We start from the raw sequence: 14,672 nt of genomic DNA, 5'->3' as shown, positions 1-14,672 counted from the left end.
AAAGCACCGCATGCGATCCGCTATTCGCACGGGTATGACACTTACGGTCATATCATTACTCTTTCTGGCCTTTAATCTGGTCTGGGTAAACAACCTTCCCGATATCCGTTGGGACTTTTCACAACACAAAATCCATACGTTGTCGCCGCAGGCACGGCAACTGCTCGCCTCACTTGAGGCCCCCGTGGATTTGTATTACTTCAACTCACGCCATGACCCGCGAAAAAGCCAGGCGTTGAAACGCTATGGCGAGCGTGTGGGAGACCTGCTTGAAGAGTTCGAAAAAGCCGCCAAGGGCAGGATTAACTTGCACGTTATTGATCCGGCGCCTTATTCAGAAGAGGCCTATAAAGCGGGCCTGTTCGGGCTGGACGACACCCACGGGTTTCTCGGTCTGATAGGCGTGCGTGCAGGCCAGGCCGCACAACGTATTGACGCATTCAGCCTGGATGACGAGCCGGTGCTCGAATACGAAATAAGCCACTTGATCTACACACTGGGGCACCCAGCGCCACCCACTGTTGGCGTGCTGACAGGGCTGGCGTTGAACGAGTCCGCCGGGCAGTTACTGACGAAAATGCGTCAGCACTTCACCCTCGAAAGCCTGGCATCGAACATTCCACAGGTGCCTGAATCGATCGGGACGCTGATGGTCGTCCACCCGCGTGCACTGCCGGATCGAACCCTGTACGCGATCGAACAGTTTGTACTGAGGGGCGGAAAGTTGATGATCTTTCTCGACCCTCTGAGCGAGAGCGCGGCAGACGCCGCGCCGGCAAACTCCACGCTGGACGGCCTGCTTGCCGCGTGGGGCCTGCAGATGCCGACGGACAAGCTGCTGGTGGATAATCTCTATGCCTCGTCCGCGTCTTCCGGCGCTGGCGAGCCGACCGTCTTCCATCCGGCCAGATTGAGCCTGCCACGCCAGGCGCTGACGGCGGACGACGTCAGCGCGTGGAAACTGAATACGGTGATTGTCTCGAGCAGTGGCGCACTTTCTCGCCTCAGGAAAAGCCGCACGCTGCTCACCCCGTTGCTGCAAAGCTCCACGCAGTCTGCGCTATTGGACGCCGCGCGCATTGCATCAGCCAGCGCACTCGACTCACAAATCGATCAACCATCTGCTGTCGGCCAACGCCAGGTGATAGCGGCTCGCCTCAGCGGCCCCGCTTATTCGGCATTTCCAGACGGTGTCGACGGGCAGCCCGCTGGTTTGCAAAAGGCTGCAGACATTCAGGTGGTGGTGGTCGCCGACACTGATTTACTCATGGACTCTGTCATCAGCTCAGCCGCCAACGGCAACGTTACGTTTGTCTTGAATACCCTGGATAACCTGGCGGCTCCTGATGTTCTCGCGAGCATTCGGCCCCGTGCAATGGCCAGCCAATCACCCAACCCGCTTTCAGACAGGCGCGAAGCCGCTGCACAGGCCTACGCCCAAAAGGCAGGGGAACTTGAACGACGGCTTGAGCGAACCGAGCACGAATGGCAACGCTTGAAACCGCCGGACACCGGCTTCGGCACCCAAGCGGTGAATACCAATACCCAGTTGCAAGCACTGAACAAGGAACGCCTGCGACTGCCCATGGAGTTACAGGCGCTCAAGGTCGAGGCTTACGCATCGGTGCATCAACTGGAGCTAACCCTGAAACTGCTGCTGATCGGCGCCGTACCGCTGCTGGTGTGCTTTATCGCGTGGACAGTGTCGCTTTACAACCGGCGACGTCGATCAGCCGTGACCGCCAACCTGCTTTAAGCACTCAACGACGAGCGATCAGTCCCTGGCGGGCAATACGCGTCAGCTGACGGATGACTTCATCGGCATCAGCGGCGCTGGGCGCCTGAATCACTGCAAGGTCGAAACTGTTGGCGGCAAAGCGGGCCAGGGAGTCGCCATCTTCCACAAACTGGATCAGGAACGCCGAAGGTCGCCCGGTGCGACGCGGCCAGCCATCGAGGTAACGCAGCAGCGTAGGCTGGTGCTTACCACCCAGGAGGATTTTCGGATTGCGTTGAGTCAGGTCCGCGGTGATCGGGGCCAGGCGTATGAGGGGGCGAAGTGCATTCATCGTGTCGTGTCTCTGCCTCAAAAGTCTGCGGGCAGGTGAGAGGCAACACCGAACCAGCGCTTTAGCGGTATTTCGAAGCCTGACCCTTGATGAGTGCATGCTTCTGTCGGGCTGTATCGAGCCCAGTGGCGCCCCGCAATTAGCTGTTTAAATCGGCGCATGAGCAGCATCCTAGAGAAGCCGGTGGGGCAGTGTCAAGAATCCCGAGCAACGAAAAAGCCCGCACAGGGCGGGCTTTTTCCGGGTTTTATCTGAGTATCAGCGGGCGATGGCGCGGTCAGCAGACAATTTGCCCGCCCCTTCCAGCAGCACCGCCAAAGAGCCGCCGAGCAAGGCGAGGGCAAATTCATAACCGTTGTTGGCCATAAACAGCCCGTTATGAATATGCACCGAGAAGATTGCCACCAGCGACAGGAAGGTCAGGCCCAAGGCCGCCGGGCGCGCCAGCAAACCGATGATCAACGCCAGGCCGGCGAAGAATTCCGTGCCGCCCGACAACACCGCCATCAAGGTGCCCGGAGTCAGCCCAAGGCTTTCCATATACTGCGCAGTGCCCGCCAGGCCGTAGCCACCAAACCAGCCAAAGAGTTTTTGCGAACCATGGGCAGCGAAGATGATGCCGACAAAAATTCGCAGGATGGTCAGGCCATAACCAGCGCGGGTAGACAGGACACGGTTGATCAGTGGGCTCATGGTGCTAATCCTTTTCCAGGTAGGGGATGGGTTGGCCGCTATATTAATCGGATAAAGCAATGATAAAAGCGCAAAAATCGCTTAATAATCATCTATAAATCCGATTATTTACGCGAAGCAAGTTTTGGCGTTCACGGTTCCAGAGACTCCCGCTCCCGATCAAACGCCAAGTAGTACTTGTTCACGCTATTAACATAGCTGACGCCAGCCATGCCCACTTGCTCCATGGCAATACGCTCGACCTGGAAGAACCATTGGTTGGGGTTCAGACCGCGGCGCCGAGCCTCGGCCCGCATGCCTTGCACCCGCTCCGGCCCCATGTTGTAAGCCGCCAGCACGAAGGCCATACGCTCGCGCTCGTTAAGCTTGGGGCTGGCGAAGAACTTGCGACGGATCATCGCCAGATACCGGGCGCCCGCTTGCACATTACTGTCCAGACTCTCGATATTGTTGACGCCCACTCGCTGCGCCGCCGAAGGCGTGATCTGCATCAGCCCGGTCGGGCCGCCACTGTTGCGCGCGCCGGGGTCCAGGGCCGACTCCTTGAACGCCAGCGCCGCCAGGTTCAGCCAGTCCATGCCCTGCTCTCGCGCATGCTTTTGCAGCACCGGGCGCAGTTTCTCCAGGCGCTGACGGTCGGCGCGAGCCAGTGGATTGCGCACTTGATAAAGGCGTCGGTAGATACGCTGGAATGCCACGTCCTGGTCGGCCGGGGTTCGGTAGGTCTTGAGGAAACGGTCAATACTGGCCCGCAGCATTGAGGCATCCTGGCGCACAAACCAGTACTCATCGCCCGGCTCGCTGATTGCCACTTGCCGATCAAAGCGCAGCTTGGGCAGGATTTTCGACCAGCGTTCGGCAATGGGTTTCTCGACAATGGTGAGGTGGAAGATCCCGGCCTGGACCATCTCCAATACATCTTCCACCGCCAAGGTCGGATCGACCCATTCCACCTTCACCGGCGGTCGCTTGTGCAGGGCCAGTTGCTGGTTGACCTGATTGATCGCATCCGCCGCTGCACTGCCGGTAGTCAGGGCCAGCGTGCGCCCGGACAACTGCTCCAGCTTGGTAAAGCGTCGCTCGCCCTTCACGCCAACCAGCCACAACGGTACATCACTGGCAATCGGGTCGCTGGTGCTGATCTTGTGCGCAGCCTTCACATCAAGCAATTCACCGGGAGCCACCAGGTCGCCTTCACCACGGGCCAACGCGCCGAGCAGTTGGTCCTTGGCTTTCGGGATAATTTTGAGAGTGATTTCTTCCCCGTCACGGGCGTGGCCGTTCAGGTATTGCTCGAAGGCGCGCAGGCGATGGTACTCAACACCGATGGCCTGGCCCTGAACCTCACCGGAACTGTTACGGCTCTGGTTGACCAGCACACGCAGCGTGCGACTGGAGCGAATCTGCGCCAGGTCGCGTACCTTGCCGGGCTTGGTCACTTCCAGCGGCCCATCCAGACGTGCGACCGCCGCCATGGGCAGCAGTAACGTCAGGCACAACACAAGCAACGCCGAGGGTCGGATCATCCGCTCTCCGGAAAGAATACTGGCCAGCACCCTCGCGAAAGGCGAAGGGCTGGAGGTCAGAAACAGAGCGCTTTATGCGCTGGCAAGGCGCGCAACGGTGGCATGGAGGAAGGCGTACGACCGACCACAATGTCACTTGCGACGTTCAAAGACAGCTATAACTTGTTGTAGTTCTTCGTTTTTCTTATAAATCTACAGCTCTGATATGCTTTCCGGCCGCAGGCGGAGATAGCACCATGCAACTCATTGATATCGGCGTCAACCTGACCAACCCCAGTTTCGACGAGAGGCACCAGGCCGTTCTCGACCGTGCCTATGCCGCCGGCGTGCAGCAATTGGTGCTCACCGGCACCAGTGTCGAAGGCAGCGAGCAGGCTTTGGAGCTTTGCATAAAACTCGATGACAGCGGCCAGCGCCTGTTCAGCACCGCCGGCATTCATCCCCACTCCGCCAGCGATTGGAACGGCGACAGCGCGCGGCAATTGCGGGGTTTGCTCAGCGAAAGCCGCGTGCGTGCAGTGGGCGAATGCGGGTTGGATTTCAACCGCGATTTTTCCCCGCGCCCACAACAGGAAAAAGTCCTCGAAGAACACCTGGCACTGGCCGTCGAGCTGAAACTGCCAGTGTTTCTTCACGAGCGCGACGCCAACCAGCGCTTGCTGGAGATCCTCAAGGATTACCGCGACCACCTGAGCGCCGCCGTGGTGCATTGCTTCACCGGCGAACAATCGGCGCTGTTCAGCTACCTCGACCTCGACTTGCATATCGGCATCACCGGCTGGATCTGCGACGAACGCCGTGGGACGCACCTGCACCCGCTGGTCAGGGAAATCCCACGTGGCCGTCTGATGCTGGAAAGCGACGCGCCCTACCTGCTGCCGCGCACGCTGCGGCCCAAGCCGAAAAACGGCCGCAATGAACCGGCCTACTTGCCGGAAGTACTGCGCGAAGTCGCCCTGCACCGCAACGAAACCCTGGAAGACTTGGCTGCACACAGCACCGCCTGTTCGCGGGCGTTTTTTGGTTTGCCTCAAGTGGATTAATGCGGCGCATTGACCCATGTCAAAACCGGCTTCCTGAGTAGCGGCACAATAATGGCACCTTGCCAATGCTGTTTCCGCTATCAGAGAAAACCTTCCATGGGTGCCTGGCTTAGCAATATCTCGCTGAAATACAAATTCTGGGCCGTCAACGCGGTCGCCTTCATCACCACCTTGTTGCTCGTGCTCTACGCCGTGCAACTCGAGCAACAGGCGCGCAGCGATGCCTCCCAGGCTTCGGCACAGGCGCAGGCGCGGTTGCTGAGTGCCTGGCCCGCCGACAAGCCATTGCCCAAGGGCGAGCATTGGCTGACGTTTACCCGTGGACAAGTCCCACAGCTGGCCGATCAGGATCTGTCAGCCCTGGGCAACGCCAGCGGTTGGGTCGAGCTCAATCACATGCCGTTATTCGGTGAAAACCCGCTGATCGGTGCCGACGTGATCGCGCGTGCCGACGGCCAGCAGGTCGCCGTGCTGGCCTACGGACGCAGCCTGAGCCAAGTGTTCGGCGAACGCTTCGCCAACTACGCGGTGGCGGTGTTGATCCTGATGCTGGCGATGCTCGGTGCCTCGCAACTGCTGATCCGCTTTTTGCTCAGCCAACTCAACACCCTCAAGGACGTGATGCTGCACGTCGAAAAAACCGGCGACCTGTCGGCCCGCGTACCCCTGGCCTGCAAGGACGAAGTCGGCCAGATGGCCAGCGCCTTCAACGCCATGCAAGCCGGCTACCAGCGGGTGGTCAGCACCGTGGCACACACCGCGCAGCAATTGGACGATGGCGCCGCGCGCCTGGCCAGCAGCATGAACGAGGTGCAACACGGCATGCTCGGCCAGCAAAGCGAAACCGATCAGGCCGCTACCGCGATCAATGAGATGACCGCCACCGTCTACCACATCGCCCAGCACGCCGGCGCCACTCGCGACCTGTCCCAAACCGCCGACACCCTCGCCGGCAGCGGCCAGGAAGTGGTCAGCCGGGTACAGCGTTCGATTGCCGGGCTTTCCACCGGCGTGCAACAGACTGCCGAGATGATTCAAAAGCTCGCCGAGGACAGCCAGAAAATCAACGGCGTGGTCGGCGTGATCCACAGCATCGCCGAACAGACCAACCTGCTCGCCCTCAACGCCGCCATCGAGGCCGCCCGCGCCGGCGAAATGGGCCGTGGTTTCGCCGTGGTCGCCGACGAAGTACGCAACCTGGCCAAACGCGTGCAAAGCTCCACCGACGAAATCACCCACATGGTCTCGGCGCTGCAGGCCGGCACCCGCGACGCGGTGGACTTCATGCAGGAAAGCTCGTTCAAGGCCGACGACTGCGTACAGCAAGCCCAGGAAGCCGGCGCGGCCCTCGCCGAAATCACCGGCGCCGTGGCGCAGATGCGCGAAAGCAACACCCAGATCGCCGTGGCGGCCGAACAGCAAAGCCATGTCGCCGAAGAGATGAACCGCGCCGTGGTGAGCATTCGTGATGTGACCGAAAACACGGTGCAGCAGACCGTGGATTCAGCGACCACCAGCAATGAGCTGGCGACGTTGGCCGGGGAATTGAGCAAGGCGATTGGGCAGTTGAAGTTGTAAACCAAACAAGGTTGGCTATAGCCCCCATAGCCAGCCTTGATTCGCCGCCCCGCCCGCCCGCGATCTAAACTTTGTTCAAGTTGTTTCAACGGACAGAGGATTCATCATCATGGGCAAACGTCACCCCAACTTCCCCGCCTGGCAATGGCGCATTCACCCAGAAACCCACCAGCACCCGACCAACTTGGGGCTGCAGTTAATTGCCGTACCGCTGCTGATCATCGGTTTTCTGTTGATGGCGTCCGGCGTGTTCAGCCTGAGCCTGGCCAGTTTTGCCGTCGGCGTCATCGGCGTGTTGGCAGGCGTGGCGCTTCAGCGCCACGGTCGCAAACTGGAAGCGCAAGGCAGCCAGCGGTTCTGAGGTTCAGGCGAAAACCACCACGGTCTGGCGGCTAATGGCGATCAACTCGCCGGCCGGGCTCCAGAGCGCGGCCGCAGCATGGCCGTAGCCGTCGCGGGCGTGTTCGATGTTGACGGAGTACTGGCACCAGTCGAGGGTGGTCAGGTCTTGCAGCGGCTGGATAAATTCAATGGTCCAGGTCAGCGTGCTGCCCGGCGCCGGTTGGGTCAGGTGCGGAAGCAAGGCCGGGGGCCAGGCATCGACCAATGCGAGGATATGCGCCTCGGTCAGCGGCTCTTCCTTGACGTCACCGCGCAGGCGCACCCAACCGCCCATGTCGCGCGATTTATTGCCGGTGAATGGCAACCCACCGACGCTCCAGCGCATCGCCAAGTGGCGCATGAACTCCGGTGTCACGCCCTTGATGTAGGGCAGTTCCTGACATTCATCCCAGTGCTTGAACCTAGGCGGCGCCTCGCTTGCGACTTCAATCACTGACTCACGCGACGCGCCAAAGCTGGCCTGCACCAGCGTCGCCACTTCACCGTTTTGCACCACGCGGCCAAGCAACTGGCTGACGGCCTTGCCTTCGCGCAACACTTCGACTTGATAACTGGCCGGCACATCCGGCGCAACGGGGCCGACAAAGGTGATGGCCAAAGATCGCAGGGGTCGATCTGCGGGCACTTGGGCGCGCAGGGCTTCGTACTGCAACGCGGCAACCAGGCCACCAAAGGTCGCGCGGCCCTGAGCCCATTCGGCGGGGATGGTCACGTCCAACGGGTTGTTACGGGCTGCGTCGAGCAAATCACTAAAGCGCATGGCGACCTCACATCAAGAAAACCGATGAGGGATCTTAACCATCGAGCCGGTGAGGTACAGCGCCCATTCCGGCCAAAAACCGGACCGGCCTAGAAACAATCCGCGCTGAGTTTGTCCAGCACCCGATCCGCCTGGCCTTCTGCCTTGCTCATGGTGCGATGCCAGACCGGCACGCACGGTTGCAAATCCGCTTGGTGCCCGGCCTGCGCCAGCCATTGCCAGCAGTCGTGCCAATCGCCCAGAGCGCCTTGGGCTTGTTTGAGGCGCGACACGGCTTTGGCAGGCAGTTTGTCCAGTTCGGGGTAGGCCTCGGCGGCGTAGCGCACACGCTTGATCAGCAACCGCAGGCGATGGCGATCATGGGTTGGGTCTTTGAGGGCATCACCGAGTTTGTGCCATTGCTTGCCCAAGCGCTTCTCGATGCGCGGGCGCAGGCCCTTGAGCAGTTTCTGATGCTGCGAAGCCCGGATAAAGCGTGGGAACGCATCGAGAATTTGCAACAGGTGCGCCACTTCCGGGCTCTGCGCCACCTGGCGATAGGCGTCGGGTTGCAGGCGCAGGCGCCGTTCAGCGGCCTGGTGATAGCCGTGCTGATGCAGATACGCCGCCAGGACCTCGCGGTCGCGTAGCGGCGTAGTCATCTGGCCGACTGTGCTGGCGGCCAATTCGAGTTGTTCGACTCCCGGCAACCCGCGCAACGGGCGCAACGAACTGCGCAGGCGCCGCACGGTGGTGCGCAGGTCATGCAGGGCTTCATCGTCGGTGACGGCGGCGAGGCGAGCCTGGCAGCTCAGTAACCCTACTTCCAGGCCAATGACCTGAGCGACTAACTGATCGACCAAAGCTGACATGCCTTCCTCCCTTGACGATGAAAATCCCGTTTGGCGCTAGAAATTAACGTCCGGCGCGCGACTCACGAATATAGAACCGCGCCTTTTCGGCCTTGTTGGAGCAGCCTTCAAACGCTTCGAATTGCTGCTGGGTCTTGGCGCCAGTCAACAAGGACAATGCCTTGGAGTAGCTCACGGTGCCGGCAAAACCTTCAGCCTTGGCCAGGTCCAGCTCGTGCCACGCGGCATCCAGTTGCGTGCCACAGCTGTCGCGGTATGCGGTTTTCCCGGCACAGCCGGCCAGGGCCAACACAATCACAGGCACACACATCCAGGCTTTCATCGATGACACCTCAAATAAAGAAAAACAGTCGTAGGGTGTAGACGTTGCCTACAAGGAAAAGTGCCTTGTTCGCAGCCTGAAATCAGAGCGCCTATCGTCAGAGCATACCCGAGCACTGCGCTGATCCTGGAAAAATATTACAGCCCCCGGCGAAGATTGAAGCTTGCCCCTCAATGGGTGCATTGTGGGCACCTGCTTTGTGAAGGACATGGACCATGAAGAAACGTGTTGCCTTGGTACTGGGCTCCGGTGGAGCCCGCGGTTATGCCCATATCGGCGTGATCGAGGAGATCGAACGGCGCGGCTACGACATTGCCTGTATCGCCGGTTGCTCCATGGGCGCCGTGGTGGGTGGGATCTATGCAGCCGGCAAGCTTGACGAGTACCGCAACTGGATCGAAAGCCTCGACTACCTCGATGTACTGCGCCTGGTCGACGTAAGCTTTCGCCTGGGTGCGATTCGTGGCGAAAAAGTCTTCGGCCAGATCCGCAAGATCGTCGGCGAGATCAACATCGAAGAACTGCGCATCCCCTACACCGCCGTAGCGACCGACCTGACCAACCAGCAGGAAATCTGGTTTCAGGAAGGTTGCCTGCACCAGGCCATGCGCGCCTCCGCGGCGATTCCAAGCCTGTTCACACCCGTGATGCAGGGCAACCGTATGCTGGTGGACGGCGGCCTGCTCAACCCGCTGCCGATCGTGCCGGTGGTGTCGAGCCACTGCGACTTGATCATCGCGGTCAACCTCAACGCCACTAACCAAAAACATTACCAACTGCCCGTGATCCAGCGTCCGCCGGCGTTCAAGAGTCGCTTCAACAGCTTGGCCAAGTCGTTGGGTTCACACCTGCCGTTTCGCCGCAAACAAGCTGAACAGTTAATGAAGCTTGAGCAGGAGGCTTTGCACGCTCAGACAGCTGAGATCAACCCATGGCTGGAATCGGCCGAACCAGAATCCCAGCAACCCGCGGCGGCGCCGGAGAAAGCCGGGGCGCCAAAGTCGGCGACCGGTTCGTTCATCATCGACAACGTCGGCCCGGCGTCCCTGCTGGACCTGATCAACCAGAGTTTCGAGGTGATGCAGACATCGCTGGCGCAGTACAAGATCGCCGGTTACCCGCCGGATGTGCTGATCAACGTGCCAAAGCGCGTGTGCCGGTTTTTCGAGTTTTACAAAGCGCCGGAGTTGATCGCTTTGGGACGGGAAATTGCCAGGGATACGTTGGACAAATATGAGAGTGAGCAGGGTTGAAATGTGTGCTGTGGCTGATGGCCCTATCGCGGGCAAGCCCGCTCCCACATTCTGATCTGTGAACACATTCAATGGTGGGAGCTGGCTTGCCTGCGATGAGGCCTGCGCGGGCGCCGCCAAACTCAGGCATTCAACAACCGATACCCAACCCCCGCCTCGGTCACGATAAACCGTGGCTGAGTCGGGTCATCCGCCAACTTCTGCCGCAAATGCCCCACCACAATGCGCAGGTAGTGACTGTCTTCAGTGTGGGTCGGCCCCCAGATATCCTTGAGCAGTTGTTGCTGGGTGATTACCCGCCCCGGATGCCGCGCCAGTTGCGCCAGTACCGCGTACTCCTTGCGGGTCAGCGCCACCTCGGCACCGTCCAGCAGCACGCGGCGATAGGCCAGGTCCACCGTCAGCGGGCCAAAACTCAAGGCCGCTTCCTGAGCCTCCCCCGCCGGGGCCTGGCGCAGTAATGCGCGCACGCGGGCGAGAAATTCCTGGATGCCAAAAGGCTTGGTCACGTAATCATTCGCGCCGCCATCCAGGGCCTCGACCTTCTGCACTTCACTGGCGCGCACCGACAGCACCAGCACCGGCACCGTCGACCACTCGCGGAACTCGCGCAGCACGTGTTGGCCGTCCATGTCGGGCAGGCCGAGGTCGAGCACCAGCAAATCCGGTTTGCTCAATGCCGCTTGGGCCAGGCCCTCGTTACCGGTGCCGGCCTCGATCACCTTGTAGCCCTGGGAGGCCAGGCTGATGCGCAGGAATTTGCGAATCTGCGGTTCGTCATCAATGACTAAAATCGTCGCGGTCTGGCTCATGGTGTCCAATCAAAATCCGTGGAAAAAAGAGGGTAGCTCAAGCCTCGCGTTCCAGGCCAGGCTGAGTCGGCAACGGCAGGAACAAGGTGATGCACGTGCCCCGCCCTTCAATGCCCTCGGCGACGCTGATACGCCCACCGTGTGCGCCAACCATGCCCTGGCAAATCGCCAGGCCCAGGCCCGTGCCCTGCCCGCCGCGATCACCGCGGGCGGCGGTGTAGAACATATCGAAAATCTTCGCGCGCTCGTCTTCGGGAATCCCCGGCCCTTCATCGGCCACCGCAAAAAACAATTGGTCATCCGCCACGCCCGCGCTCACCTCCAAACGGCCTTGGGCGGGTGAGAAACGCGCGGCGTTTTCCAGCACGTTGACCAGCGCCTGTTCGATCAAGGCGGCGTGCACATACAGCAACGGCAACTCGGCCGGCACGTCGGTCTTGACCTGCAGCGGCGCCAGCACCGCGCGCAAACGGCCTAGGGCGCTGCCGACGATATCGCCGGGCGAAACCCAATCACGCGCCAGTTTCAGCGCACCGTGGCCCAGGCGCGTCATGTCCAGCAAGTTCTGGATATAGCGGTCCAGGCGCTCGGCTTCATCGCGGGTGCCCTCGAGCAATTCGCGGCGATCCTCCAGAGGAATCGCCTCGCCGAGCGCCAACAGGCTGTCGATGCTGCCGCGCATCGACGTCAACGGCGTACGCAAGTCGTGGGACACAGAGGCCAGCAAGGCGCTGCGCAGTTGCTCGGTTTCGCCATGCAAGCGCGCGGATTCAAGTTCCTGCGCCAATTGCGCCCGCGCCAACGCTTGGGCCAGCGGCTGGCTCAATGCGGTGAGCAGGCGACGACGCTGCCCGCTCAGCTCCAGGCCCGGTTTGGGGCTCACGCCAAGCAACCCCAGCGGCCCCTCCTCGCCCGACAGCGGCCACCACCACCAGCGCCCGAACGGCAACGTGCCGGTGCCCATGCCGGCCGGCTGATCGTGCTGCCAGGCCCAATCGGCGGCGGCGCGTTCGGCTTCTGTGAGGTTCAGCGGGGAACCGGTCTCGACCTGCCAATCGCCATGCGCGTCCCGATTGACCAGGCAAAGCTCCAGATCGCTCCAGCCTTCCAGATGATGGGCCGCCGCACTGATCACCGCCTGGCGATCGGTGGCGGCGGTGAGTTTGCGCGACAGATCGAGCAGTTCGCTGGTCTCTTCCTGAGTATCGCGCAAGGCCTGCAGTTGCCGACGCTGACGCGCGGCCAGGTTGCCGGTCAACGCCGCCATCAGCAGAAAGAACAGCAGCGTCAACACGTCCTCTTCACGCTGGATGGCGAAGGAGAAATTCGGCGGAATAAACAGAAAATCGTAGGTCAGAAACGACAGCGCCGCACACACCAGCGACGGCCCCAGGCTGCTGCGCACGCCCACCAGCAATACCGCCGCGAGAAACACCAGCGAGATATTCGGCAGCGGCAACACGCTGGCCACCGCCCAGGCCAGCGCCGCCGCCACGATCGTCGCGACGACTGCCAGGCCATAATCGAACCACACCAACCCGCGCACATCCGGCAGTCGCGGCGGTGCGGGCATGTCGTCGCTGTCGAGGACGTTGATTTCCAGACCGCGCGCATTACGCAGCAAGCGCGCCGCCAGCCCACCGCCGAACAACCGACGCCGCCAACGCATGCGCGACTGCCCGACCAGCAGCAGGCTCGCGCGGCGTTCGGCAGCATGCTGGATCAGCGTCTTCGCCACCTCGCCCGCGCGCAACAACACCACTTCGCCGCCAAGGCGCTCGGCCAGTTGCTGGGCGTTTTGCAGGCGCAGGCGCGCTTGCTCATCGCGCGCACGGCCGTTGTCGATATGCACCAGGCTCCAGGGCAAATGTCGGCGTTGAGCGACGCGGCTGGCATGACGCACCAGGCGTTCGGCCTGCGCATCGCCATCCACGCCCACCAGCAAGCGGCCGCGCACCGCCGGCGCGGCCTGGCCCAGTTGCCGATAGCCTTGGGCCAGGTCGTCATCGACGTGAGCGGCGGCGGTCTGCATCGCCAGTTCGCGCAGGGCCATCAGGTTGGTCTGGGTGAAAAAAGCGTCGATGGCCGCACGGGCCTGCTCCGGCACGTACACCTTGCCGTCGCGCAGACGCTCCAGCAGCTCGCGCGATGGCAGGTCGATCAGCAGCAACTCGTCCGCCTCTTGCAGCACCCAGTCCGGCAGGGTTTCGCGCACTTGCACGCCGGTGATCCCGCGCACTTGATCGTTAAGGCTTTCCAGGTGCTGGACGTTGACCGTGGTGAACACATTGATGCCGGCGGCGAGCAGTTCCTGAATGTCCTGCCAGCGTTTTTCATGCCGGCTGCCGGGGGCGTTGCTGTGGGCCAGTTCGTCGACCAGCACCAGCTTGGGCTTGGCGGCGAGCAGGCCGTCCAGGTCCATTTCTTCGAGCATCACGCCGCGGTATTCGGTACGCACCAGCGGTTGCTGCGGCAAGCCGCTGAGCAAGGCCTCGGTCTCGGCGCGGCCGTGGGTTTCGACCACCCCGGCGATCAGCCGCACGCCCTGGCGCAGCTGGGTGTGGGCGGCCTGGAGCATGGCGTAGGTCTTGCCCACGCCCGGCGCGGCGCCGAGAAAGACTTTGAGCCGGCCACGGCCGTCCCGGGGCAGATCGGCTAACAGGGCGTCGGCGCGGCCGGAGTCGCTCATGCGTTGCGGTTCCTTCAGGTGTTTATTTGGAGTCCTTCAGGCCGCCATCGCGGGCAAGCCCACTACCACAGTTGGAGTGCATTCCCCTGTGGGAGCCGGGCTTGCGCGCGATGGCGGCACCACGACTTACAACTTTTCCAGCGCCATGTTCAGCGCCAACACGTTCACCACCGGCGGCCCCACCAGCGGGCTTTCGATGTGCTCATCCAGCAAGCGCTGCAGGGTTGCCACCGGCACATTTCGTGCGGCTGCCACCCGCGCCAGTTGATAGGCAATCGCCGGTGGAGGCAAGTGTGGATCAAGACCGCTGCCAGAGGTAGTCAGCGAGGCCAACGGCACCGGCCCCTGGCCTGGCACCAGTTGTTTATTGGCATCATCGAAAACCCGCGTGGCCAACGCCGGGTTGCTTGGGCCCAGGTTACTCGCGCTGCTGGAAACCGTCGCAAATGCGCCAGCCGACGGGCGCGGATGGAACCACTGATCGCCGGTAAAATCCTGGGCGATCAGGCTGGAACCGCGCACTTTGCCGTCGGCATCGCGCACCAGGCTGCCGTTGGCCTGGTCAGGAAAAGCGACTTGCGCGACACCGGTCACCACCAATGGGTAGGCGACGCCGGTGATCAGGGTCATGAGTACCAGCAGGCTCAAGGCCGGGCGGATCATGGTGGACATTT

Annotated in this window: 13 protein-coding genes and 1 pseudogene; 5 read left to right on the top strand and 9 right to left on the bottom strand. The window is 61.7% G+C overall.

Annotated features, from left to right (window positions below):
• The first annotated feature begins 10 nt into the window (after positions 1-10).
• Entirely contained in the window at positions 11-1,756 is a 1,746-nt protein-coding gene (locus tag NTD89_RS11195) for a Gldg family protein (protein ID WP_262207634.1), read from the top strand.
• A 4-nt stretch (positions 1,757-1,760) separates the two neighbouring features.
• Here the strand turns inward: NTD89_RS11195 and NTD89_RS11190 are convergent, their stop codons facing one another.
• From NTD89_RS11190 to NTD89_RS11180, 3 genes are all read right to left on the bottom strand, one after another.
• On the bottom strand, positions 1,761-2,069 hold the full coding sequence (locus NTD89_RS11190) for a class I SAM-dependent methyltransferase (RefSeq protein ID WP_262207631.1): 309 nt from the start codon (positions 2,067-2,069) through the stop codon (positions 1,761-1,763).
• 258 nt (positions 2,070-2,327) lie between these two features.
• The gene (locus tag NTD89_RS11185) at positions 2,328-2,762 is read right to left on the bottom strand and encodes a DoxX family protein (RefSeq protein WP_262207628.1); all 435 of its coding nucleotides are present in this window, start codon (positions 2,760-2,762) and stop codon (positions 2,328-2,330) included.
• A 131-nt stretch (positions 2,763-2,893) separates the two neighbouring features.
• Positions 2,894-4,288: a transglycosylase SLT domain-containing protein gene (locus NTD89_RS11180; RefSeq protein ID WP_262207626.1), complete on the bottom strand. Its 1,395-nt coding sequence runs from the start codon at positions 4,286-4,288 to the stop codon at positions 2,894-2,896.
• Positions 4,289-4,524: 236 nt separating this feature from the next.
• On the opposite strand from NTD89_RS11180, the gene NTD89_RS11175 reads away from it, so the two are divergent.
• From NTD89_RS11175 to NTD89_RS11165, 3 genes and pseudogenes are all read left to right on the top strand, one after another.
• Positions 4,525-5,331 (top strand): TatD family hydrolase, encoded by an 807-nt coding sequence (locus tag NTD89_RS11175; RefSeq protein ID WP_262207624.1) that lies wholly within the window; start codon positions 4,525-4,527, stop codon positions 5,329-5,331.
• 96 nt (positions 5,332-5,427) lie between these two features.
• Positions 5,428-6,909, top strand: a complete 1,482-nt coding sequence (locus tag NTD89_RS11170) for a methyl-accepting chemotaxis protein (RefSeq protein WP_262207623.1) — start codon at positions 5,428-5,430, stop codon at positions 6,907-6,909.
• Positions 6,910-7,018: 109 nt separating this feature from the next.
• Positions 7,019-7,267: pseudogene (locus NTD89_RS11165) on the top strand (terminase); the annotation flags it as partial.
• A gap of 6 nt (positions 7,268-7,273) precedes the next feature.
• Here the strand turns inward: NTD89_RS11165 and NTD89_RS11160 are convergent.
• The 3 genes from NTD89_RS11160 to NTD89_RS11150 form a co-directional block, all read right to left on the bottom strand.
• A complete protein-coding gene (locus tag NTD89_RS11160) occupies positions 7,274-8,071 on the bottom strand; it encodes an acyl-CoA thioesterase (RefSeq protein ID WP_262207622.1) in 798 nt (265 codons plus the stop codon).
• A gap of 89 nt (positions 8,072-8,160) precedes the next feature.
• A complete protein-coding gene (locus tag NTD89_RS11155; protein WP_262207619.1) occupies positions 8,161-8,922 on the bottom strand; it encodes a CHAD domain-containing protein in 762 nt (253 codons plus the stop codon).
• A 43-nt stretch (positions 8,923-8,965) separates the two neighbouring features.
• Positions 8,966-9,244: a hypothetical protein gene (locus NTD89_RS11150; protein ID WP_010176194.1), complete on the bottom strand. Its 279-nt coding sequence runs from the start codon at positions 9,242-9,244 to the stop codon at positions 8,966-8,968.
• Positions 9,245-9,459: 215 nt separating this feature from the next.
• On the opposite strand from NTD89_RS11150, the gene NTD89_RS11145 reads away from it, so the two are divergent.
• A complete protein-coding gene (locus tag NTD89_RS11145) occupies positions 9,460-10,497 on the top strand; it encodes a patatin-like phospholipase family protein (RefSeq protein ID WP_262207617.1) in 1,038 nt (345 codons plus the stop codon).
• Between the two features lie 122 nt (positions 10,498-10,619).
• On the opposite strand, the gene NTD89_RS11140 is transcribed toward NTD89_RS11145, so the two are convergent.
• The 3 genes from NTD89_RS11140 to kdpC form a co-directional block, all read right to left on the bottom strand.
• Positions 10,620-11,309, bottom strand: coding sequence for a response regulator (locus NTD89_RS11140; RefSeq protein WP_242193825.1), 690 nt, complete (start codon positions 11,307-11,309; stop codon positions 10,620-10,622).
• Between the two features lie 37 nt (positions 11,310-11,346).
• Complete coding sequence (locus NTD89_RS11135; RefSeq protein WP_262207613.1) at positions 11,347-13,998, bottom strand: sensor histidine kinase; 2,652 nt, start codon at positions 13,996-13,998, stop codon at positions 11,347-11,349.
• A 126-nt stretch (positions 13,999-14,124) separates the two neighbouring features.
• Positions 14,125-14,670, bottom strand: coding sequence for a potassium-transporting ATPase subunit KdpC (gene kdpC, locus NTD89_RS11130; protein ID WP_106576850.1), 546 nt, complete (start codon positions 14,668-14,670; stop codon positions 14,125-14,127).
• Positions 14,671-14,672: the final 2 nt, after the last annotated feature.

This window comes from Pseudomonas sp. 14P_5.3_Bac1 (assembly GCF_025466135.1).
Lineage (GTDB): Bacteria > Pseudomonadota > Gammaproteobacteria > Pseudomonadales > Pseudomonadaceae > Aquipseudomonas.
The sequence above is the reverse complement of the archived record's forward strand: the minus strand, read 5'-3'. Positions and strand labels throughout refer to the sequence as shown.

Excerpts from the sequence above, each read along its gene's own strand:
- NTD89_RS11155 (WP_262207619.1), bottom strand. The coding sequence starts at position 8,922 with ATGTCAGCTTTGGTCGATCAGTTAGTCGCTCAGGTCATTGGCCTGGAA.
- NTD89_RS11135 (WP_262207613.1), bottom strand. The coding sequence starts at position 13,998 with ATGAGCGACTCCGGCCGCGCCGACGCCCTGTTAGCCGATCTGCCCCGG.
- NTD89_RS11185 (WP_262207628.1), bottom strand. The coding sequence starts at position 2,762 with ATGAGCCCACTGATCAACCGTGTCCTGTCTACCCGCGCTGGTTATGGC.
- NTD89_RS11195 (WP_262207634.1), top strand. The coding sequence starts at position 11 with ATGCGATCCGCTATTCGCACGGGTATGACACTTACGGTCATATCATTA.
- NTD89_RS11190 (WP_262207631.1), bottom strand. The coding sequence starts at position 2,069 with ATGAATGCACTTCGCCCCCTCATACGCCTGGCCCCGATCACCGCGGAC.
- NTD89_RS11175 (WP_262207624.1), top strand. The coding sequence starts at position 4,525 with ATGCAACTCATTGATATCGGCGTCAACCTGACCAACCCCAGTTTCGAC.
- NTD89_RS11140 (WP_242193825.1), bottom strand. The coding sequence starts at position 11,309 with ATGAGCCAGACCGCGACGATTTTAGTCATTGATGACGAACCGCAGATT.
- NTD89_RS11180 (WP_262207626.1), bottom strand. The coding sequence starts at position 4,288 with ATGATCCGACCCTCGGCGTTGCTTGTGTTGTGCCTGACGTTACTGCTG.
- NTD89_RS11170 (WP_262207623.1), top strand. The coding sequence starts at position 5,428 with ATGGGTGCCTGGCTTAGCAATATCTCGCTGAAATACAAATTCTGGGCC.
- kdpC (WP_106576850.1), bottom strand. The coding sequence starts at position 14,670 with ATGTCCACCATGATCCGCCCGGCCTTGAGCCTGCTGGTACTCATGACC.
- NTD89_RS11145 (WP_262207617.1), top strand. The coding sequence starts at position 9,460 with ATGAAGAAACGTGTTGCCTTGGTACTGGGCTCCGGTGGAGCCCGCGGT.
- NTD89_RS11160 (WP_262207622.1), bottom strand. The coding sequence starts at position 8,071 with ATGCGCTTTAGTGATTTGCTCGACGCAGCCCGTAACAACCCGTTGGAC.
- NTD89_RS11150 (WP_010176194.1), bottom strand. The coding sequence starts at position 9,244 with ATGAAAGCCTGGATGTGTGTGCCTGTGATTGTGTTGGCCCTGGCCGGC.